At 68.8% G+C, this 18977-nt stretch carries 21 protein-coding genes; 12 read left to right on the top strand and 9 right to left on the bottom strand.

Going from position 1 to position 18977, the window contains the following annotated elements; genetic code table 11:
• Positions 1-26 precede the first annotated feature (26 nt).
• Positions 27-899, bottom strand: a complete 873-nt coding sequence (locus BLT25_RS26920; protein ID WP_218131492.1) for a polyphosphate polymerase domain-containing protein — start codon at positions 897-899, stop codon at positions 27-29.
• A gap of 125 nt (positions 900-1024) precedes the next feature.
• Positions 1025-2104, bottom strand: a complete 1080-nt coding sequence (locus BLT25_RS26915; protein WP_091052505.1) for a DNA polymerase domain-containing protein — start codon at positions 2102-2104, stop codon at positions 1025-1027.
• A gap of 141 nt (positions 2105-2245) precedes the next feature.
• On the opposite strand from BLT25_RS26915, the gene BLT25_RS26910 reads away from it, so the two are divergent.
• The 3 genes from BLT25_RS26910 to BLT25_RS26900 all read left to right on the top strand — a co-directional run bounded on the left by BLT25_RS26910 (position 2246) and on the right by BLT25_RS26900 (position 5856).
• Entirely contained in the window at positions 2246-3511 is a 1266-nt protein-coding gene (locus BLT25_RS26910; RefSeq protein WP_143033882.1) for a pyroglutamyl peptidase, read from the top strand.
• Positions 3512-3635: 124 nt separating this feature from the next.
• Positions 3636-4520 carry a DUF4349 domain-containing protein gene (locus tag BLT25_RS26905; protein WP_176884313.1) on the top strand — a complete coding sequence of 295 codons (885 nt, stop codon included), beginning with the start codon at positions 3636-3638 and terminating at the stop codon, positions 4518-4520.
• 40 nt (positions 4521-4560) lie between these two features.
• The gene (locus BLT25_RS26900; RefSeq protein WP_091052501.1) at positions 4561-5856 is read left to right on the top strand and encodes a GNAT family N-acetyltransferase; all 1296 of its coding nucleotides are present in this window, start codon (positions 4561-4563) and stop codon (positions 5854-5856) included.
• A gap of 21 nt (positions 5857-5877) precedes the next feature.
• Here BLT25_RS26900 and BLT25_RS26895 read toward each other — a convergent pair whose 3' ends face one another.
• Positions 5878-6318: a cysteine dioxygenase gene (locus BLT25_RS26895; protein ID WP_176884311.1), complete on the bottom strand. Its 441-nt coding sequence runs from the start codon at positions 6316-6318 to the stop codon at positions 5878-5880.
• Between the two features lie 98 nt (positions 6319-6416).
• On the opposite strand from BLT25_RS26895, the gene msrB reads away from it, so the two are divergent.
• The 3 genes from msrB to BLT25_RS26880 are packed head-to-tail and all read left to right on the top strand — an operon-like array spanning position 6417 to position 8428.
• Entirely contained in the window at positions 6417-6818 is a 402-nt protein-coding gene (msrB, locus tag BLT25_RS26890; protein ID WP_091052498.1) for a peptide-methionine (R)-S-oxide reductase MsrB, read from the top strand.
• 9 nt (positions 6819-6827) lie between these two features.
• The gene (locus BLT25_RS26885; RefSeq protein ID WP_091052496.1) at positions 6828-7535 is read left to right on the top strand and encodes a sulfotransferase-like domain-containing protein; all 708 of its coding nucleotides are present in this window, start codon (positions 6828-6830) and stop codon (positions 7533-7535) included.
• Positions 7535-8428, top strand: coding sequence for an aminotransferase class IV (locus tag BLT25_RS26880; RefSeq protein ID WP_091052495.1), 894 nt, complete (start codon positions 7535-7537; stop codon positions 8426-8428). Before BLT25_RS26885 ends, BLT25_RS26880 begins: the two co-directional genes overlap by 1 nt.
• Before the next feature lie 90 nt (positions 8429-8518).
• Here BLT25_RS26880 and BLT25_RS26875 read toward each other — a convergent pair whose 3' ends face one another.
• Complete coding sequence (locus BLT25_RS26875; RefSeq protein WP_091052493.1) at positions 8519-9274, bottom strand: LLM class F420-dependent oxidoreductase; 756 nt, start codon at positions 9272-9274, stop codon at positions 8519-8521.
• 103 nt (positions 9275-9377) lie between these two features.
• On the opposite strand from BLT25_RS26875, the gene BLT25_RS26870 reads away from it, so the two are divergent.
• Positions 9378-10661, top strand: coding sequence for a uracil-xanthine permease family protein (locus BLT25_RS26870; RefSeq protein ID WP_091052492.1), 1284 nt, complete (start codon positions 9378-9380; stop codon positions 10659-10661).
• A 17-nt stretch (positions 10662-10678) separates the two neighbouring features.
• Here the strand turns inward: BLT25_RS26870 and BLT25_RS29610 are convergent, their stop codons facing one another.
• The 4 genes from BLT25_RS29610 to hemQ all read right to left on the bottom strand — a co-directional run bounded on the left by BLT25_RS29610 (position 10679) and on the right by hemQ (position 13650).
• Positions 10679-11374, bottom strand: coding sequence for an Imm52 family immunity protein (locus BLT25_RS29610; protein ID WP_143033881.1), 696 nt, complete (start codon positions 11372-11374; stop codon positions 10679-10681).
• An 83-nt stretch (positions 11375-11457) separates the two neighbouring features.
• On the bottom strand, positions 11458-12051 hold the full coding sequence (locus tag BLT25_RS26860; RefSeq protein ID WP_091052489.1) for a Tox-REase-5 domain-containing protein: 594 nt from the start codon (positions 12049-12051) through the stop codon (positions 11458-11460).
• Between the two features lie 9 nt (positions 12052-12060).
• A complete protein-coding gene (locus BLT25_RS26855; RefSeq protein ID WP_091052487.1) occupies positions 12061-12768 on the bottom strand; it encodes a WXG100-like domain-containing protein in 708 nt (235 codons plus the stop codon).
• Positions 12769-12930: 162 nt separating this feature from the next.
• Positions 12931-13650, bottom strand: coding sequence for a hydrogen peroxide-dependent heme synthase (gene hemQ / locus BLT25_RS26850; protein ID WP_091052485.1), 720 nt, complete (start codon positions 13648-13650; stop codon positions 12931-12933).
• Between the two features lie 58 nt (positions 13651-13708).
• Between hemQ and BLT25_RS26845 the strand changes: the two genes are divergently transcribed.
• From BLT25_RS26845 to BLT25_RS26825, 5 genes are all read left to right on the top strand, one after another.
• A complete protein-coding gene (locus BLT25_RS26845; RefSeq protein WP_091052484.1) occupies positions 13709-14629 on the top strand; it encodes an alpha/beta hydrolase in 921 nt (306 codons plus the stop codon).
• 198 nt (positions 14630-14827) lie between these two features.
• Complete coding sequence (locus BLT25_RS26840; RefSeq protein ID WP_091052482.1) at positions 14828-15124, top strand: flagellar protein FlgN; 297 nt, start codon at positions 14828-14830, stop codon at positions 15122-15124.
• 16 nt (positions 15125-15140) lie between these two features.
• Positions 15141-16349 (top strand): hypothetical protein, encoded by a 1209-nt coding sequence (locus BLT25_RS26835; RefSeq protein WP_091052481.1) that lies wholly within the window; start codon positions 15141-15143, stop codon positions 16347-16349.
• Entirely contained in the window at positions 16349-16990 is a 642-nt protein-coding gene (locus BLT25_RS26830; RefSeq protein ID WP_143033880.1) for a hypothetical protein, read from the top strand. Before BLT25_RS26835 ends, BLT25_RS26830 begins: the two co-directional genes overlap by 1 nt.
• Positions 16983-17618, top strand: a complete 636-nt coding sequence (locus BLT25_RS26825) for a protein TPRXL (RefSeq protein WP_091052477.1) — start codon at positions 16983-16985, stop codon at positions 17616-17618. Before BLT25_RS26830 ends, BLT25_RS26825 begins: the two co-directional genes overlap by 8 nt.
• A gap of 4 nt (positions 17619-17622) precedes the next feature.
• Here BLT25_RS26825 and hemG read toward each other — a convergent pair whose 3' ends face one another.
• Positions 17623-18942, bottom strand: a complete 1320-nt coding sequence (gene hemG, locus BLT25_RS26820) for a protoporphyrinogen oxidase (protein ID WP_091052476.1) — start codon at positions 18940-18942, stop codon at positions 17623-17625.
• Between the last annotated feature and the right edge of the window lie 35 nt (positions 18943-18977).

The following is an 18977-nucleotide window of genomic DNA, read 5'->3' as shown; positions in this document are numbered from 1 at the left end:
TTCCTGTGCGGTGATCGCCGAGAGGATCAGCGAGAGGTGATGAGGTCGGTGGACGGGGCGGGGACGTTCTCGGACGTGCCGTAGCGTGAGCTCGGGGCGAGCGAGAAGGCCTCGACGGACTGGCAGTACTTCGAGATCCGGACCACCGACATGTCGAGCCGTGCGGTCAGGTCGGTCGCCCAGTAGGGCACCCGCTCGTTGGCCTTGAGCTCGACGATCGCCAGCTTCGGTGGGATGAGGAACCGGTTCTCCGCGCTGGAGGCGAAGAGGAAGTCGCGGTCACGGCCGCGCACGCGGTGGTCGATGGTGACGCGCAGGCCGAGGTCGGCCTCGCGCCCGATGAACGCCTCACGCTGGTAGCCGGTGGTGACGATGGGACGCAGGTCGAGATTGCCGACCAGCGAGGTCACCTCGTTGACGAAGCCCCGCGAGGTGCCGCTGACGTCGAGTTCGAGCTCCTCGCGCTGGTCGAGCCAGCGCCGCGCCTGCTGGTAGGGCAGCGACAGGCGGCGCTTCTGGGTCACCCGGTTCACGCGCTGCTTGATCTCGACATGGACCGGGGTGTCCTCGGCACAGTCCGCCGGCTGCCCGTAGAGCCGCATCCGGAGCTTGCGGCGGAACCGGAGCCCCTCGATCTTCTCCCAGTAGAACCGGAGATCCGGGGTGTCGTAGTAGACCGACGTCACCGGATAGCCACCCAGTGGCGAGTACGGGTCGGCCTCCATCCGGGCCTCGAGCTCCTCGCGGAGCCGGGCGACCTTCAGCTCGTCGATCAGGTACTTGATCTCGTAGCGGTTGAAGGCGTGCAACCGACTCGCGGTCTCCGCATAGCCGGTGGGCTGCGTCGGAGCATCCTCGGCTTCCATCTCATCGTGGGTGACGCCTCGGCGTCTGCTCAACCAACCCATTCAGTTCTTCCTCCCGGGAGAGTCACTCATGCGACCCCGGGAGTTCACCGGTCGTTCATGTCCTCGGGCTGTGCCGAACCTGTGATGAGCCTGTCAACGAGTCGGCCGGAGGCCGATCACTCGATGCGGTTGCCCTCCTCGTCCCAGTGGGACGCGACCTTCTTGCTCGGCTGCACCCGCGGTGGCTCCCCCGGCATCTTCGGGTAGTCGGGCGGGAAGTTGAGCTCGCCACCGGGCAGCTTCTCCCAGAGCTCGAGCAGGGGCCCGAGGTCGTACGCCTCGTCGTCGATCTGCGCCCAGCGGTCGCCGTCGGCGAGGAGGTCGGGGACGGTGAAGAGGTTGAGCTCGCGCGGGTCTTTCAGGTCGGCCAGCTCGTCCCAGGTGAGCGGCGTGGATACCGGGGCGCCGGGCTTGGGACGCAGCGAGTAGGCGCTCGCGATCGTGCGATCTCGGTTGTTCTGGTTGAAGTCGACGAAGATGCGCTCCCCGCGCTCCTCCTTCCACCACGCGGTGGTCACTCCTCCGTCGCGACGCTCGAGCTCACGCCCGAACCCGATCGCGGCGTGACGCAGCTCCTCGAAGGTCCACTCCGGCCGGATGCGTACGTAGATGTGTACGCCGCGGTTGCCACTGGTCTTCGCGAAACCGCGCAGGCCGAGCTCCTCGAGCGTCTCCCGGGCGACGCCCGCGACCCGCACGACGTCGGAGAAGTCGGTGCCGGGCTGGGGGTCGAGGTCGATGCGGAGCTCGTCGGGGTGGTCCACGTCCGCACGGCGGACCGGCCAGGGGTGGAAGGTCAGCGTGCCCATCTGGGCGCACCAGACCGGGATCGCCGGCTCGGTGGGGCAGATCTCTCGCGCCTTACGCCCGCTCGGGAAGGTGATCTCGACCTCCTCGAGGTAGTCGGGGGCTCCCTTGGGCGTGCGCTTCTGGTAGAAACCGTCGCCCTCCTTGTCGGTGGGGCCGGTGGCCAGCTTCATGCCCTCGCGCCAACCGTCGGGCCAGCGCTCCAGGGCCGTCGGGCGCTCCCGCAGCGCCCGCATCAGCGGGTCGCCGACCGTCGCGAAGAACTCCGCGACCATCAGCTTGGTGACCTCGGGGGTGCGGTCGGTCGCCTCGTAGATCACCCGGTCCGGGCTGGAGATCCGCACCTCACGCTCGCCCGCCTGCACATGTGCCGCCGGTGTCTTCGCCATGGCGCCAACCTAGCCCGACCCGGGCCCCTCCCCCAGCGAAATCGCCCGGACAACCTCCGGCAACTCACTGGCCAGTACGTCCCGAGACCGGCATGATCCGCTCCAACGTACGGCGACCGCCACGATCTCGGAGGACCCCACATGTCGACTCGAACCACGGCGTTGAGCGCCGCCACGGCGGCCCTGACCGCCGCCATCACCCTCGGCCTCACCGGCGCTCCCGCGACCGCGAGCGCCGACCCGGCCTGCGGGACCGTCTCCTCGCCCGACACGCGGGTGGAGCACACCCGACTCGCCGCCCCGGCGGTGACCGACCTCCTGGCCCGTTCCGGGTTCGACGACGTCGCCGGCGCGGTACGGACCGCCGTCTGCGACGCGGGCAGCAGCCGAGCCGCCACCGCTGCGGCCCGGCGTGCGGGGCAGGCGCTGTGGCAGCGCGCGGTCAACCGGGTGCAGGGCCGCGGCGATGCGGGTGGCGACCTACCGCGCAGCGACGACCGGCCGCTCTACTGGGCCCGGCTCGCGGGCGAGCTGGAGATCGCGCGGGTCGCCCCTGGGTACCGGACCTGGTCCGAGGACGCCCGAGCGAAGGTGCTGGCGGCCTTCGACCGGAGCTCGCGCGGGATCGAGTCGACCGCCTTCGCGGGCGGCGAGCGCGGCCGGTCGCGGCAGGTGCTGGCCTCCGGCTTCGACCCGTTCACCCTCGATCGCAACATCCGCCAGTCGAACCCGTCCGGGGCGACGGCGCTGGCGATGGACGGACGCGTGGTGCAGACGGCGAAGGGTCCCGTCGAGATCCAGACCGTGGTGTTCCCGGTGCTGTGGGAGCCGTTTGAGCAGGGCATCGTCGAGCGTGCCTTCCTGCCGCACCTGGTCCCCGGCAGGCGCGACGTGGACACCGCCATCACTATCAGCCAGGGCCGCGCCGGCCGGTTCGACCTGGAGGTCTGGAACGGCGCCCATCGCGGCACGTTCCCCGACAACGACCGGGTCAGCGTCAACGAGACGATCCCGATCCCCGAGGACGTGCCCCAGGCCGACCCGCAGCCGCAGTGGACCCGGACCACGCTGCCGGTCGAGGCGATGAAGGCGGCCGTGCCCGGCACCTTCCCGGTGAACATCAACCGCGTCATCACCGAGATCCCGGCAGGGTCGACCGCGCCGGTCACCCGGGAGGACCCGACGCCGGGCTCCACCGCGGTCGCCGGTGGCGGCGGTGACTACCTGTCCAACGAGTCGGCCTACCGCACCACGGCTCTCCGCGACGCGCTCGAGGCAGACACCAAGCAGGGCCACATCCACGTGCCGGTCCTCGACGGGGACGTCACCGGCGAGCCGCTGGCCGACATGCGGGCAGACATCGTGGCCCAGGCTCTCGATCTCGTGGCGGCTGCGGCGACGAGCTGATCCGGAGATGGCCCGAAGGAAATGGCACGAAGGAACTAGCCGTCTCCCGCACCGTTTTCATGCCCCCGGGCGTACTAGGGGCATGAAAACAGCAAAGGTCAGGCCTATCTCGGGTGCGGCCCTTGTGATTGTCAGCATCTTCGCCCTCGGCGCATGCGGCGGGTCGGACGGATCGGGCGGGTCCTCCGCCGACTCCGGCTCGGTCGAGTCGCTGGCCGATCCATCAACCGGGAGGGCGGCAGCTCCGGAGATGGCCGCGGAGGACGCGGACGCGGCGGCCCCGAAGCAGGCCGTCACGAAGGCGTCGATCATCTCCACCGGCTCGGTCTCGCTCGATGCGAAGGACGTCGGCAAGACGCGTACGCAGGTGCAGCAGATCTCCGACAGGTACGCGGGTCAGGTCACCGAGCAGGAGACCAGCGACAGCGACGACGACGGTCCCAGCCATGCCCGCATGGTCCTGCGGATCCCGTCGAAGTCGTTCGACGACGCGATGGCCGACCTCGAGGACACCGCCACCCTGGTCGACTCCAACACCACGACCACCGACGTCACCACCGAGGTCGTCGACACCGAGGTGCGGGTGAAGAACGCCCGGACGAGCATCGAGCGGATCCGTACGCTCCTCTCCCGCGCGGAGGCGATCGGGGATGTCATCGCGATCGAGTCCGAGCTCGCCCGGCGCGAGGCCGACCTCAACTCGCTGCTCGCCCAGCAGGCGGCCCTCGAGAACCAGACCTCGCTGTCGACCATCACGGTCAACATCGACCGGTCCGGCCCCGGCGGCACCTCCGACGACGACCCCGGCTTCCTGGCCGGGCTGAGCGCCGGCTGGGACGCCCTGGGCGACTCGGCCCGTGTCCTCGCGGTCGCCCTCGGCGCCATCATCCCGTGGACGCCGGTCATCCTGCTCCTCCTCGCGCCCCTGTGGCTCCTCTCCCGGCGCCGGCGGCAGGCGGCTGGGCCAATGACCGGACCGGTGCCGACCACCGGCCCCGCGGAGGAATAACCAGTCGAGATCGGGGTGCCCGGCGGCGTACGTTCTGACCATGAGCGCGCTCGAGCACCCCGGCCTCGTCTTCCGCAGCCTCGACCCGTTGGACGGGGACGAGGCCATGTTGAAGGGGTGGTACGAAGCGACCCGGCGTGGCTTCCACCAGTCCCGAGGCAACGACGACGGGGTCGAGGTCTGGCGCGACCACATCCGCAACGACTCGGTGAATGTGCTGGGGGCGTGGACGGAGAGCTCGGAGTTCGCCTCGGCCACGATCCCGGTCGCGACGTTCTCGTCCTGGACCTCGCCGGTCAACGTGGGCGGCGGCGTCAGCCTGCCGACACTGCTGATCAGCGACGTGACCGTCTCCCCGACCCACCGGCGCCAGGGGCTGCTGCGCAAGCTGATGACGGTCTCCCTCGCCGACGCGGTCGCCGCGGGCGTGCCGCTGGCGGCGCTGACCGTCTCCGAGGGGTCGATCTACGGCCGTTTCGGGTTCGGCACGGCCACCCATCTGCGCCAGGTCGAGGTCGACGTCACCGCGAAGTTCCGCTATCGCCCCGAGGTGCCCGCCGACGACGGCTGGGTGACGCTGGTCGAGCCGGCCGACGCCTGGAAGACGGTCGCCGAGATCTACGGCACCTTCCAGGAGCGCACCCGCGGATCGGTCACCCGGCCGCACTTCTACGAGCCGTGGCTCTCCAGCGGCTACGACTTCGACGGCGACTCGAAGGGCGAGTCCAAGCAGAGGGCCGTGCTGCACCTGGACCCTTCCGGCACTCCCGACGGCTATGCGATCTACAAGACCGCCGACGAGCGCAACGACTCCGGGCTGCGGATGGCGCGGGTGGTCGACCTGGTGGCGCTGACCCCGGCGGCCTACCTGCGGCTGTGGCGGTTCCTCGCCGACATCGACCTCGTCGAGCGGGTCGGCTGGCGCCGGGCTCCGGTGCACGACCCGCTCTACTGGGCGCTCGCCGAGCCGTTCGCGGTCAAGAGCGCCGAACTCGACGACATGCTGTGGATGCGCGTGCTCGATGTGCCGGCCGCCCTGCAGGCACGACCCTGGTACGCCACCGGAGACGTCGTCCTCGGTGTCGACGACCCGCTCGGACACGCCGCGGGTGCCTGGCGGATCGTGGTGCGGGACGGCGTCGCGGAGGTCACCCCGACCGAGGCCGCGCCGACCGTGGAGCTGGCCGCCGACACCCTCGGCGCCCTGTATCTCGGCGGTGTCGACGTACGCACCCTGGCCGCCGCCGGCCGGATCTCGGGTTCGCCCGAGGCGATCGAGACCTGGGCGGCGATGGCCGACGGCGGCCCGCTGCCCTACTGCATCACCGGCTTCTGACCCTGCCCGGCTGCTGAGCCCTCAAGTGCGTCCTGGCTCGGCGCCGATCAGGCTGATCCGGTCGCCGAGAAACCGGTAGTTGTGCATCGCGTCCAACCTCGGTGCGTACGCGTGCAGGCTGATCGCCGGGCGCGAGCCGACGTTGCGTACGTCATGGACATGGCCGGCGTCGTGCGCCCGGGCGTCGCCGGGGCCGACGTCGGCGATCTGCAGACCGCCGAGCCAGTTGTGCTCGACCAGGCTGCCGGCGAGCACGGTGAAGGCGGTGGTCGCGGTGCCGTGGTCGTGGAAGCCGGTGCTGGCGCCCGGCGACCAGGCGATCAGCCAGACCTCGACCTCGTCGTCGCGGTGGAGCAGGTGGAACTCGCGCCCGGTCTCGGGCACCTGCACCCGCGCGAGCAGGTCGTCGTCGGCATAGGTGCGGATGGCGTCCAGCAGGGGCTGTATGGCAAGGGCGGTCAAGGTGGCCTCCTCCAGAAGCGTCGTGGGTTTAAGTATAGTAGATGACTCGACTTTGGCCAATGGCGTCGTGCTCCCACCCCAGACGTACCATTTGAGCCATGGGTTACAACGTGGAGAAGTCCGACGAGGAGTGGCGCGCAGAGCTGTCGCCCGAGGAGTACGCGGTGCTGCGCCAGGCGGGCACCGAGCGGGCGTTCACGGGTGAATACACCGACACCGAGACCAAGGGCGTCTACTCGTGCAAGGCCTGCAAGGCCAAGCTGTTCGAGTCCGACACCAAGTTCCACTCCGGCTGCGGCTGGCCGTCGTTCTACCAGCCGATCTCGGAGACGATCGAGTACATCGAGGACAAGTCGCACGGGATGGACCGGGTCGAGGTCCGCTGCGCCAACTGCGGCTCCCACCTCGGCCACGTCTTCCCCGACGGCTACGGCACCCCGACCGGCGACCGGTTCTGCATCAACTCGATCTCCATCTCGCTGGAGCCCGCGGACCAGTAGCCTGCGGCCATGCGCATCGCGATGTGGTCGGGACCCCGAAACCTCTCCACGGCGCTGATGCGCTCGTTCGAGAACCGGCCCGACTGCACCGTCGTCGACGAGCCGCTGTACGCCGCCTACCTCTCGGCCACCGGCCTCGACCATCCGGGCCGCGAGGACGTGCTCGCCTCCCAGCCGAACGACTGGCGGGTCGTGGCTCGCGAGATCACATCCGGGCCGATCGAATCGGCGGTGCAGTACCAGAAGCACATGACCCATCACCTCCTCCCGGAGATGGACCACGGCGCCTTCGCCGGGCTCTCGCACGCGTTCCTGGTCCGAGACCCGGAGCGGGTGCTGACCTCGTACGCCAAGGTCCGGGAGGAGCCGACGCTGGAGGACCTCGGGCTGCCGCAGCAGGTGGCGCTCTTCGAGGAGTTCGGCGGGCCGGTGGTCGATGCCGCCTCGATCCTGGCCTCGCCGCGGGCGGCTCTCGTCGGGCTGTGCGACGCGCTGGGGATCGGCTTCGACGAGGCGATGCTGTCGTGGCCGGCCGGCCGTCGCGACTCCGACGGGGTGTGGGCCCCGCACTGGTACTCCGGGGTGTGGGCCTCGACCGGGTTCGCCGCCTCCTCCCCCGGCGCCGCCGACCCGCTGCCCGCGCGCCTGGCGCCGCTGCTGGAGCGTTGCCTGCCCTACTACGATCGCCTCGCCCCCTATGTCATGAAAGTTGACTGATGCTGCAGACATACGACCCCCGCAACGACCACCTCCAGGTCTGGATCAACGGCGACCTCACCCATCGCCTGGAAGCGCGGATCTCCCCGTTCGACTCGCTCGCCCAGGGTGGCGACGGCGTCTGGGAGGGCCTGCGGCTCACCCGGGGGCGCATCTTCAAGCTCTCCGAGCATCTGCAGCGGCTGCGACGCTCGGCGCGGGCTCTCGCCTTCTCGGACATCCCGTCGGACGCACACATGACCGAGGCGATCCGGGAGTGCCTGGCGGCCAACGGGATGCGCGACGACGTCCACATCCGGCTCACGCTCTCGCGCGGGGTGAAGGTCACCTCCGGCATGGACCCGCGGCTCAACCAGTCGGGTCCGACCCTGATCGTGCTGGCCGAGTTCAAGTCGCCGGTCTACGACGACTCCGGGATCACGTTGATCACCGCGGCACAGCGCCGTCCGCGCGCCGACATGCTCGACCCGAAGATCCACCACAACAACCTGATCCCCTCGATCCTGGCCAAGGTCGAGGCCAACAACGCGGGCGCCGACGACGCGCTGATGCTGGACGATGCCGGCTTCATCGCCGAGACCAACGCCACCCACTTCTTCCACGTACGCGACGGGGTGCTGCGCACCTCGACCACCCGCGCGTGCCCCGAGGGGATCACCCGCGCCACCGTCCTCGACCTCGCCGCCGACCTGGGCCTGCCCGTGGACGTCGGTGACTTCTCGCTCACCGACGCCCACACGGCCGACGAGGCCTTCGTCACCGGCACCATGGGCGGGCTCACCCCGGTGGTCTCCCTCGACGGCCGCCCGATCGAGCGCGGGCCGATGACGCAGCAGCTCACCAAGGCGTACGCGGACCTGCAGGCGACAACGGGGACGGTCGTCGCGGGCTGAATGCAGACCGAGGTAACTCGGTGAGCGCGCGCTTCCTTCGTGGAGTTCCACGAGGGAAGCGGCAGTCGACCGAGTTACCTCGGTGAACGGTCAGGCGTCGCGCCAGGCGACGAGCTTCTCCAGGAACGAGAGGTCGTAGTCGGGGCCGTTCACGCCGACGGTGAACAGCGTCGCCCCGGCATCGGCGAACGCCTGGGCGGACTCGAGGTCACGGACCTCGACCGAGATCTCGATCTCGGAGACATCCCGGCCGACGTTGGCGCAGTGCTCGGCGAGGATGCCGCGCTTGCGCTCGAGGGTGGGGACGTCGGAGAAGGAGTGCCAGATGTCGGCGTGCTTCGCGACGTACTTCAGGGTCTTCTTCTCCCCGCCACCGCCGATCATGACCGGGATCTTCCGGACGGGCGCGGGGTTGAGCTCGGACCAGCGCTTCTCGATGCGCGGGAGGGCCTCACCGAGGGCGTCGAGGCGGGAGCCGGCGGTGCCGAAGTCGTAGCCGTACTCGGTGTAGTCCCGCTCGAACCACCCCGACCCGATCCCGAACACCAACCGGCCACCGGAGATGTGGTCGACGGTGCGGGCCATGTCGGCGAGCAGCTCGGGGTTGCGGTAGGAGTTGCAGGTCACCAGGCAGCCGATCTCGGCGCGCGTGGTCTGCTCGGCCCAGGCCGCGAGCATGGTCCAGGCCTCGAAGTGCTTGCCGTCGGGCTCGCCGTAGAGCGGGTAGAAGTGGTCCCAGTTGAAGAGGATGTCGACGCCGATCTCCTCCGCGCGGCGGGCGGCATCGCGGATCTGGGCGTAGTCGGCGTGCTGGGGCTGGATCTGGACTCCGATGCGGATCGTCATGTGCCCAACCCTACGGAGCCTCCGGCTTCCGTCCTCGCGCGAATCGGCCCTATCGTTCGGCAGGCGGCGAAGCGCGCCGTACGAGAGCTGAAGAGGGTGCGAGATGCGACTCGGTTGGGATCTGCACGATGACGGCAAGAACGTACGCGAGGGCGCGATCGTCAAGCCCGGCGAGCGGTTGAGCTGGCCCCGGACGATCGGCTTCGGCGGCCAGCACGTGGTCGCGATGTTCGGAGCCACGTTCCTGGTGCCGTTGCTGACCGGCTTCCCGCCGACCACGACTTTGTTCTTCTCCGGCCTCGGCACCCTGCTGTTCCTGCTGATCACGCGCAACAGGCTGCCCAGCTACCTCGGCTCCTCGTTCGCCTTCATCGCGCCGATCGGCGCGGCGATGGGTGGCGGCGGGATGGGCGCCGCGCTCTTCGGCATCCTGGTCACCGGTGCGCTGCTGGCGCTGGTCGGCGTGATCGTGATGGTCACCGGCACCGGCTGGATCGAGGCGCTGATGCCGCCGGTTGTGACCGGTGCGATCGTCGCGCTGATCGGTCTCAACCTGGCCTCGGCCGCGACCAACAACGTCGTCGGCGGTGACCCTGCCAAGCCCGACAACGGCGCCGTTCTGGTCGCCGCGATCACCCTGGCCACCGTGCTGGTCGTCGCGGTCGCCTTCCGCGGGCTGATCGCCCGGCTCTCCATCCTGGTCGGCGTCGTCGTCGGCTACATCGCCGCGCTGATCGCCGGCCAGATCGACACCTCGGCGTTCAAGGAGGCCGCCTGGTTCGGGCTCCCCGACTTCTCCACGCCGACCGTGTCCTGGTCGGTGGTGCCCATGTTCCTGCCGGTCGTGCTCGTCCTCGTCGCCGAGAACGTCGGCCACGTACGCAGCGTCGCCCACCTCGCCGGCGACGACTCCCTCAACCGCGAGACCGGCCGGGCCCTGTTCGCCGATGGCCTCGCCACCACCATCGCCGGTGGCTTCGGCGGCTCGGCGACGACGACGTACGGCGAGAACATCGGCGTCATGACCGCGACCCGGGTCTTCTCGACCGCCGCCTACTGGGTCGCCGGCGTCGTGGCGATCCTGCTCTCGCTGTCCCCGAAGTTCGGCGCGCTGCTCAACACCATCCCTGCCGGCGTGCTCGGCGGGATCACCGTCGCGCTCTACGGCCTGATCGGCCTGATCGGCATCCGGATCTGGATGGACAACCGGGTCGACTTCGCCGACCCGGTCAACCAGTTCACCGCCGCCGTCGCCCTGGTCATCGGCATCGGCAATCTCACCCTGACCTTCGGCGACCTCACCTTCACCGGCATCGCCTTGGGCACCATCGCCGCGGTCGTGATCTACCACGGGATGAGCGCCCTGGCGCGCCTGCGAGGCCGCTGAGCGGGCTCAGAGCCGGCTCAGAGCTTGCTGCGATCGGCGGGCGTCGGCGAGAAGGCGGCGCTCAGCCGAAGCACCTTGGCGAACTCGGTGACCTTCTCCACGGACAGGAACCCGTCGCCTTCGCCCGACCCGATGACGACGCCACCGTTGTCGAGCTCGTCGAGGTGCTTGTCCATGCCACCGGGAAGGGCCTTCGCCCTCCCTTGCGAGAGGTAGTTCAGATAGCCGAGCTTCGGCCCCGGCTTTCCGACAGGCTGCACCTCGGCGAGCGCTTCGTTGAGCGACCTCGAGGTGACCGCGGCCCAGTCCGGGTCCCAGGCAGAGGCGAGCTGACGAAGGACCGGGCCGGCGAATTGCGCGATATCGGCACCACGCCACTTCACCACGATGCTGTTGCGCACCTTTGCGGACTCGGTATATCCGCCGACTATCAAGGTGATAGCCACCATGACTCGATCCCCGCGTCCTCGATAAGCTTGGCTGATTCCAAGATTCGGAGCGTCGGTATTCTCGCGAAACGCGTCGGAGATCGCTTTCAGGACGTTATCCCCGTCTTCGAGGGGCTTTCCCGGCATCGTGGGTGAGGACCACGAGATCTTCTCGCCCAGGACCTCGCCCAGGCCTGCGATGAAGGCACTCAGTTCCTCTGCGACCCGCTCAGGGGTCTCCTGGCGTGGGCCCCAGAATCCTCGCGCGATCAGCTCTTCATCCACGGTCATGACCGTATCACCGCTCCCTCTTCGTATCGGCCGGCACCTTCGAACCCCACCCGCTCGCCATCGTGGCGAAATGGGGCCTATCCATTACTCTTCGGCGCATTCCAGCCGTCCCAGTCGCTGGGCGGGTTGACGAACTCCTGATGCCTCACCGAAATAGGAAGATCGAAGTCCTCGAAGAGGGTCCGCGCCGCTTCCATTGCCTCTTTGTTGGAGAAGACCCACTCGACTGGTGTGTCGCCAGCCGCGTCAACCTGTCGGAGGGCTTGGTCCAGCCAGTCCTTTTCCTTGGCACCGTTGGGATATCCCCAGGAGTCGACCATCTTCCCGTAGCCGTGCTTGGTCTCGATCAGCTTTCCGTCGAGAATTCCGTCGAACTTGACCTCGTTGTCCATCGACCCACGAAGACAGAATTCGAGCCCGTCGTCCTTGCCGGTCACCTGGCGCTCGAACTCGGCACCGAGCTTCTGCTGGAGGAACTTGTGGTTCCGGTTGACGGGCTTCCACTCTCCGGGTCCCAGCCTGCCGTCGAGCTCACGACGGGAATCCGCCTGCTTCCGGATGTCTTCGGCGACGTCGTCGGCGTTCTTCTTGAGCGAGTCCCCGACCTCGGTGAGGACCTCGCCCGCCTTGTCGAAGGCCTCCTTGGCGACATCGCCGATCTGCTTGGCCATAGCTGTCTCCTACGAGGCGAAGAGGGGAAGGGCGGACACGTCGGCGGCGAACGTCGTGCACAGGTCGTACTGGTCGGCGCCGCAGTCGGAGAGCGCGGTGGCGATCTGCTCCATCAGGTCGTAGCTGAGCTTGGTCGCCGCGGTCGCCTCTCCGTCGCTCACGATCGGAGCCTCGGCGATCGACATGGCGAGCTCGGTGATCGTTCCGGTCAGCGGCTCGATCACCATGCTCGCGACCTGGCCGAGCACCTCTTCCATCGCGATGTCGGTGGCGATGTCGAGCGCCTTCTTCCGAGCGGCGATGAGCGCCGCGTTGCCGATCACGCTGAGTCCACCGGTGACCACAGCGGTCGCCGCCGCTGCCGCGATCTGCGCCGCCGTGATGGTCAGCTCGGCGATCACCTTCATCTTCAGCGCGACGATCGCATCAGCAAGGACGTCGATCCCCGTCGCGACTTCGGGCAGCGCGTCGAGCACCGCGTCCATGTTGGCCGTGCGGTTGTCGGTCCAGGCCCTGATCAGCGCATTCACCGACTGGGCCTTGGCGCCGTCACCGAGCTCGTTGACCCGCGCCTCCAGGTCGTCGAGGGTGCCGCGAAGGTCCGACTCCAGACCGCGCAGCAGCTGCGCGGCATCGCGGACCGCATCCTCGTCGACGTTCGGCCACTCGTAGCCGAGCAGGTCGAGTACGAAATCCAGCTCCCCAGGGATGGTCATCCCCACGTCTCAGCCCTCCCATCCTCGTGCGGACATGTCAGAAGCCCATGACGGGATCGGCACACGAACCCGAGCAGGAGCCACCGCGACGGATGAGATTAGTGGAGACTCACCATGGCCGGACAGGGAATTTCCGAGACGATCCGGCCGATCAGGAACGCCTCAGGGGAGGCGGTCCAGGAGATCGCCGATCTCGACGCGGGCGCCGGTGTAGAACGGCACCTCCTCGCGTACGTGACGACGGGTCTCGGAGCCGCGGAGGTGGCGCATCAGGTCGACGATGCGGGAGAGGTCGTCGGCCTCGAAGGCCAGCATCCACTCGTAGTCACCGAGGGCGAAGGACGGGACGGTGTTGGCCCGCACGTCGGGGTAGTCGCGCGCCATCTGGCCGTGCTCGGCCAGGAGGCGGCGGCGCTCCTTGTCATCGAGGAGATACCACTCGTAGGAGCGGATGAACGGGTAGACCGCGACGTAGTCGTGGGTGCGCTCGTCGGCGAGGAACGCCGGCAGGTGGCTCCGGTTGAACTCGGCGGGGCGGTGCAGCGCCATCTGCGACCAGACCGGGACGAGCCGGCCGCCGAAGGCGGTGCGGCGCAGGCGGTGATAGGCCGACTGGAGCTTGTCGGAGGAGTCCGCGTGCAGCCAGAACATCACGTCGGCGTCGGCGCGCAGGCCGGCCACGTCATAGGTGCCACGCACCACGATGTCCTCGCCGGCGAAGGCGGCGAAGAGCTCCTCGACCTCGACCGCCTCGGCCTTGCGGTCGGCGTCGCCGAGGGTCTCCTCGAGGGAGAAGACCGACCACATCGTGTAGCGAAGGGTCGCGTTGAGCTCGTTGATCTTGGCTGCGTTGGACTTGATGTCGGCCTGGGGGTCGGTCATGCCCCCATTTTGCGCTACCGCCGGTCACCGCGCCCTCTCGGGCTCTATCGTGAGCGCCATGCTGCCGCTGCGTACCCGCATCTTCGCCTTCCTCCAGGAGCGCCTGGTCAAGACCCCGCTGAACGCCGAGGAGATGATCGCCCTGCGCGCCCAGCGCGAGGGGCTCCGCACCGGGCCGGTCAGCGGGTTCCTGTTCGGCCGTCCTGCGGACGTCGAGATCAAGGAGACGTACGTCGACGGCCGCCGGTTCGCGATCTACACGCCTCATCGCGTCGGCGAGGCCGCGCCGGTCGTCATCAACTACCACGGCGGCGGCTGGTGTCTGGGGACCCCGGAGCAGAGCGCGTGGGTCTCCTCGCACGTGGCCGCGGAGACCGGGTCGATCGTGGTCGCCCCGTCCTACCGGCTGGCGCCCGAGCATCCGTTCCCGGCTGCCGTCGAGGACGCCTGGGCCGCGTTGGAATGGGTCTCGAAGAACGCCGCCGACCTGGGCGGGGACCCGACTCGGATCGCGGTGATGGGCGACAGCGCCGGCGGCAACCTGGCGGCGGTGGTGTCCTTGATGGCTCGTGATGCGGGCGGACCGGCGGTGCGGGCTCAGGTCCTGATCTACCCGGCGGTGGAGATGTACGAGAAGTTCCCCTCCGAGGCGGCCAACGCCAACGGGCCGGTGCTCACCTCGACGCAGATGAGCACCTTCGGCCACCTCTACATGGGCGATCGCTACGGGGACGAGTCCTGGCAGGCCTCACCCCTGCGTGCCACGTCCCACGCCGACCTGCCGCCGGCCCACATCATCACCGCGCTGCACGACCCGATCCGCGACCACGGCACCCGGTACGCCGAAGTCCTCCGTGCCGCCGGGACACCGGTCTCGCTCGTGGACTACGACACCGCGTTCCACGGGTTCATGTCGCTCCCCGGAGTCGCCCCGGTCGCACCTGAGGCTCTCGCCGGGATCGTCGCATTCCTGCGGTGAGATCATCAGCAGTTTTCTACGTTCGATTGGGAGTTTGTTAACCCTCCGCGTTGGGCCGTGTTGTAACGTTCCACTCGGGTGTCCGTCGCCAGGTTGTCTCGGGTTGTACGTCACCTCGATCCCCCCAATTCGCCTGCGGCTGAGAGCGCTTTCGCGTTTCCTCGGCGAGCCCTGTGCACACCGGAAAGGCGTGGTGACATGGCAGACGTCTCCATCAAGATCGAGACCCTTGATCAGACGGTCAAGAAGCTGGACTCGATCATCGACGAGTTCGACCACGCGGTCGGCAACTCCGACGCTCTCGAAGGCGCCATCGGCAACCCGTTCCGCCGCGGCGATCTGCGCGGCCAGGCCGACGACTTCGAGCAGCGCTGGGACATGAAGCGCAACGACCTCAAGGACGAGCTCTCCGACGTGCGGGACCACATCAAAGGCGTCGTCGAGGGATTCCAGAACTGGGACAGCGAGACGGCTCTCCTGTTCCAGCAGAAATAGACGGATGGAGTGAGTCATGGATCAGTCACCCAAGGGTCGGGAGATCCAACCTCTCACCGGCGACTCGGCGGTGATCGTCGCGCGCGGGAACAAGATCGAAGAGCTCGGTGAGCAGATGTCCGAGGCGGCCAACGTCCTCGAGCAGGTCGCCACCGGCGAACTGGCCGAGGGCCAGATGCAGGGCAAGGCAGTCGCCGAGCTTCAGGACAAGATCGGGTCCTCCTACGAGACGTTGCGGGAGGCCAGCGAGCTCTACACGCCCGTGGGGCCGCTCATCGCTGCGTACGGCACGAGCCTCGGGGAACAGCAAGCCAAGATGGGACCGTTGGTCGAGTCCTGCACGGACAAGTGGACCACCTATGAGGGGCTTCCGGGGGACCGCGAAGCGGACGATGACGAGGGGCAGGCCAAGAAGGCCGCGTACGACGAATGGCAGGACGACGCGGAAACCTGGGACGCCGAGTACGACACCTGGGAAGACGCCTATGACCTCGCGGTCAACGGCATCGGCAACGAGATGGCCGGCAGCATCAAGGACGGCTTCTGGGAGATCTTCGGCTTCCTGATCAACATCCTCGAGGCGATCGCGATGGTCTTCATGATCGCCGGGCTCTTCCTCGGTGGCATCGTCGCCGTCATCGGATTCGCCCTCGGCGCCTTGGTGCTGATCGGCAAGATCGTCCAGGCCTCAGCGGGCAAATGCGAGGTGACGGACGTGCTCTTGGCGGTTCTCGCGGTGCTCCCCTTCGGAAAGCTCGGTCAGATCGGAAAGGCCTGGGGCCAGCTGGGGAAGGGCGCCGCCTCCGGAGGAAAGACTGCCGGCGCGGCCGGACGAGGCTTCGGAAACTTTGCTCTGAAACGAGCGGCGCCGCTGAACCCACCTCCCGTGAACGTCACGTTCGGCGCCAAGTTCAAGACCGCACTCTCCATCTCCACCGGGTTCAGGGAGGTCCCCCGGACCAGGGCCGCTTGGATGGCCAACCCGTTCAAGCCCCCCAAGGACATTCCCGTGGGCATCATGAGCGGCTCCGACATCGCTACCGGGATGGCCATCTACGGGGGGATACGCACAGGGACCTGGGGCCAGAAGATCGGGGCCGGCTTCGACGGGCTCAGCGGCCTGGGGAAGTGGGCAGGCGAGTGGTACGGCACCACCTCGACGAGCCAGTCGCTGAACGAGCGGCGCACCAATGACCAGCAGAGCGCACAGCCCTCGGAGGGATGATGCCGGAGACATGGCAAGCTGAGATCGCCCAGCCGTCGGAGCGATGGATCTGGGTCCCGAACGCGGGTGAGCTCGACGGCGCGGGTGCGGAGAGGTGGGTCGAGGACGTGCTCGCCTCGCTCCGCGACACCTGGGACGGCGAGTGGACCGACGAGGTCGACCCCGACGCGCGGGCCCTGCTCGCCCACCACCTCGCCGGCGACCTCCACCCCGGGACGCTGGCCTCGATGCTCCACTGGCCGCTGCCCGCGCCCGTCGTCAGCCGGGTTCGGGTCGTACTCGGGGGCGGCGAGCCGACCTCGCCCGAGGAGTGGCGGCAGCAGGGCTTCGACGTCGACGAGTACGCCGGGGCCGCTCTCGGTCCCGGACTGAGATGTCTCGCGTCCAGGACCGGAGAGATCGACGGTGAGACCGTCGAGTTCCTCACCGGCATCTTCGTCTTCTCGACGCAGGAGATCAGCGTGATGGTCGTGGTCGAGGCAGGCGCACCCGCGATCTTCGGTCTCACCATCGCGGACATGCCGCTCTTCCTCGCCGAGCTCGAGGTCGTACGCCCCGATGGCACCCCGTTCTCGGCAGAGCCGGTCCCCGGCATGCCGAGCGACCCGTTCGACGTCTGGGAGGACTCGTCCTTTGTCTGAGGCAGCACCCGACCCGCAGTCCTCGCTACGCGAGCTGCTCGGCGGCACCAAGGAGCCGGAGTTCGAGCTGAAGCTCCTCCCCGGCTGGGAACGACACTCCCCGGACGAGGCGGACCGGGCCGCGATGGACGCGGCACTGAAGAAGCGCTTCATGAGCATCAACCGGCCCGAGCTCCACGCCTCCATGCGTGCGCAGCTCGACCAGGCGTACGCGCTCATGAAGCAGCAGCAGGTCAAGGCCTACTTCGCCGCCACCGCCGAGACCGACAGCCTCGCCATCATTCCCGGCGCGATCGTCGCGACGACGTTCCACGCCGGCAGCGGCGGGACCCTCGACACCCACGTCGCCGCGATCATCCGGGACCATGGCGCCAAGCCGCTGTTCGGCGACAAGCGGTTCATCAGGTACGAGCGCGAGTCGACCAAGACCGCCGATGGCGACGAGCCCGTGGTCGCGACGACGATCGTCTACATGACCCCCGTCCCCGGCTCGAAGCGGCGTCGGGGGCTTCAGCTGACCGCGACGATCGCCCGGCCGCTGGACATGACGGCGACCGACGAGAAGTTCCTGGCCTGGAAGCTGGCTCTCGACGTCTGTGTCTCGACGCTGCGGTGGGTGCCGGCCTGAGCTTTCAGCCGATGTCCGCGGCGGCGCGGTGCGCCGAGGCGATCGTGGCCGGGATCCCGACGCCGTCGTAGGAGGCCCCGGCGAGGGCGAGTCCGGGCACGCCGCGGAGTCCTTGCCGGATCCGGGCGACCCGGTCGAGGTGGCCGACGGGATACTGCGGGAGCGCATCGGTCCAGCGCTGGACGTGTACGTCGGTCGGCGTCGCGGTGATCCCGGCGATCTCGGCCAGGGCAGCCAGGGAGTCGGCGACCAGACGGTCGTCGTCGTCCCAGGGCGGCTCGCCGTGGCGTCCGATGGAGGTACGCAGGTAGGTGCCGCGCTCCCCCACCCAGGCCCACTTCGCGAAGGAGAACGTGGAGGCCTTGATCGCGCACTCCTCGACCGGCGGGACCAGGAATCCGGACTTGTCGTGCAGCTCGGCGGGAAGGTCGGGGAAGGCGAAGGTCACCACCGCGACGCTCGCGGTCTCGATCCCGGACAGCTCGCGTGCGACCGACGGGGCGGTCGAGCGGAGCAGCCTGGCGGCGACCGGAGCGGGGGTCGCGACCACGACGGCGTCGGCCGCCTCGACCTCGCCACCGGTCTCGATCAGACTGTGCTCGACCAAGAAGCCCTGCGGGGTCCTGGTGACGGTGTCGACGGGGGTGTCGAACCGGATGTCCAGACCCTCGGCGAGGGTCTCGGGCAACCGCGACATCCCGCCCTCGATCCCGGCGAAGACCGGGACGTCCGAGCTCGGCAGCGCCGCGGCGGCCTCGAGCAGCGACCCCTTCTCGGCGAGCATGAACAGCTGCGGGGCGGCCGCCTTCACCGAGATCCGGCGGGCATGACCGGCGTAGACCCCGGCCAGCAGCGGATCCGCCAGCCGATCGGCCGTCTCGTCCCCGAACCGGGAGGCGATGAAGTCACCGACCGAGATGTCCTCGTCCGTCTTCGCAGGTGGGAGCGTGGGCTCGCGGCGTACGACCTCCAGGGTCTCCTCGGAGAGGAGACCGGCCGACTCGAGCGCGGCCAGGTCGAGAGGTACGCCCATGATCGAGCGCGGAATCGGCCGCAGCGCGCCACGCGACCAGATCGAGGACTTCGCGCCAGTGGGGTGTACGACGTCGAGGCCGATCTCCCTGGCCAGCGAGACGCCCTCGGGCCGTCGGTTGAGCATCGCCTCGGCCCCGACGTCGACGACCTGCCCGGCCACCGACTCCCCGCGGATCTTTCCTCCGACCCGGTCCGAGGCCTCCAGCACCGTGACCCGGTGCCCCTTCAGGGACAGATCGCGGGCCGCGGTCAGCCCGGCGATCCCTGCTCCGACGACGATGACACGCACGAGTCCAGTGTCGCATCGGCCATCGCACCGGCGTA

This window comes from Nocardioides sp. YR527 (assembly GCF_900101045.1).
GTDB lineage: Bacteria > Actinomycetota > Actinomycetes > Propionibacteriales > Nocardioidaceae > Nocardioides.
The sequence above is the reverse complement of the archived record's forward strand: the minus strand, read 5'-3'. Positions and strand labels throughout refer to the sequence as shown.

What these genes read in the sequence shown, in the direction of transcription:
- BLT25_RS26875 (WP_091052493.1), bottom strand. Translation starts at nt 9,274, where the DNA reads ATGACGATCCGCATCGGAGTCCAGATCCAGCCCCAGCACGCCGACTAC.
- BLT25_RS26910 (WP_143033882.1), top strand. Translation starts at nt 2,246, where the DNA reads ATGTCGACTCGAACCACGGCGTTGAGCGCCGCCACGGCGGCCCTGACC.
- BLT25_RS26915 (WP_091052505.1), bottom strand. Translation starts at nt 2,104, where the DNA reads ATGGCGAAGACACCGGCGGCACATGTGCAGGCGGGCGAGCGTGAGGTG.
- BLT25_RS26855 (WP_091052487.1), bottom strand. Translation starts at nt 12,768, where the DNA reads ATGACCATCCCTGGGGAGCTGGATTTCGTACTCGACCTGCTCGGCTAC.
- BLT25_RS26845 (WP_091052484.1), top strand. Translation starts at nt 13,709, where the DNA reads ATGCTGCCGCTGCGTACCCGCATCTTCGCCTTCCTCCAGGAGCGCCTG.
- msrB (WP_091052498.1), top strand. Translation starts at nt 6,417, where the DNA reads ATGGGTTACAACGTGGAGAAGTCCGACGAGGAGTGGCGCGCAGAGCTG.
- BLT25_RS26830 (WP_143033880.1), top strand. Translation starts at nt 16,349, where the DNA reads ATGCCGGAGACATGGCAAGCTGAGATCGCCCAGCCGTCGGAGCGATGG.
- BLT25_RS26840 (WP_091052482.1), top strand. Translation starts at nt 14,828, where the DNA reads ATGGCAGACGTCTCCATCAAGATCGAGACCCTTGATCAGACGGTCAAG.
- BLT25_RS26885 (WP_091052496.1), top strand. Translation starts at nt 6,828, where the DNA reads ATGCGCATCGCGATGTGGTCGGGACCCCGAAACCTCTCCACGGCGCTG.
- BLT25_RS26880 (WP_091052495.1), top strand. Translation starts at nt 7,535, where the DNA reads ATGCTGCAGACATACGACCCCCGCAACGACCACCTCCAGGTCTGGATC.
- hemQ (WP_091052485.1), bottom strand. Translation starts at nt 13,650, where the DNA reads ATGACCGACCCCCAGGCCGACATCAAGTCCAACGCAGCCAAGATCAAC.
- BLT25_RS26900 (WP_091052501.1), top strand. Translation starts at nt 4,561, where the DNA reads ATGAGCGCGCTCGAGCACCCCGGCCTCGTCTTCCGCAGCCTCGACCCG.
- BLT25_RS26835 (WP_091052481.1), top strand. Translation starts at nt 15,141, where the DNA reads ATGGATCAGTCACCCAAGGGTCGGGAGATCCAACCTCTCACCGGCGAC.
- BLT25_RS26870 (WP_091052492.1), top strand. Translation starts at nt 9,378, where the DNA reads ATGCGACTCGGTTGGGATCTGCACGATGACGGCAAGAACGTACGCGAG.
- BLT25_RS26860 (WP_091052489.1), bottom strand. Translation starts at nt 12,051, where the DNA reads ATGGCCAAGCAGATCGGCGATGTCGCCAAGGAGGCCTTCGACAAGGCG.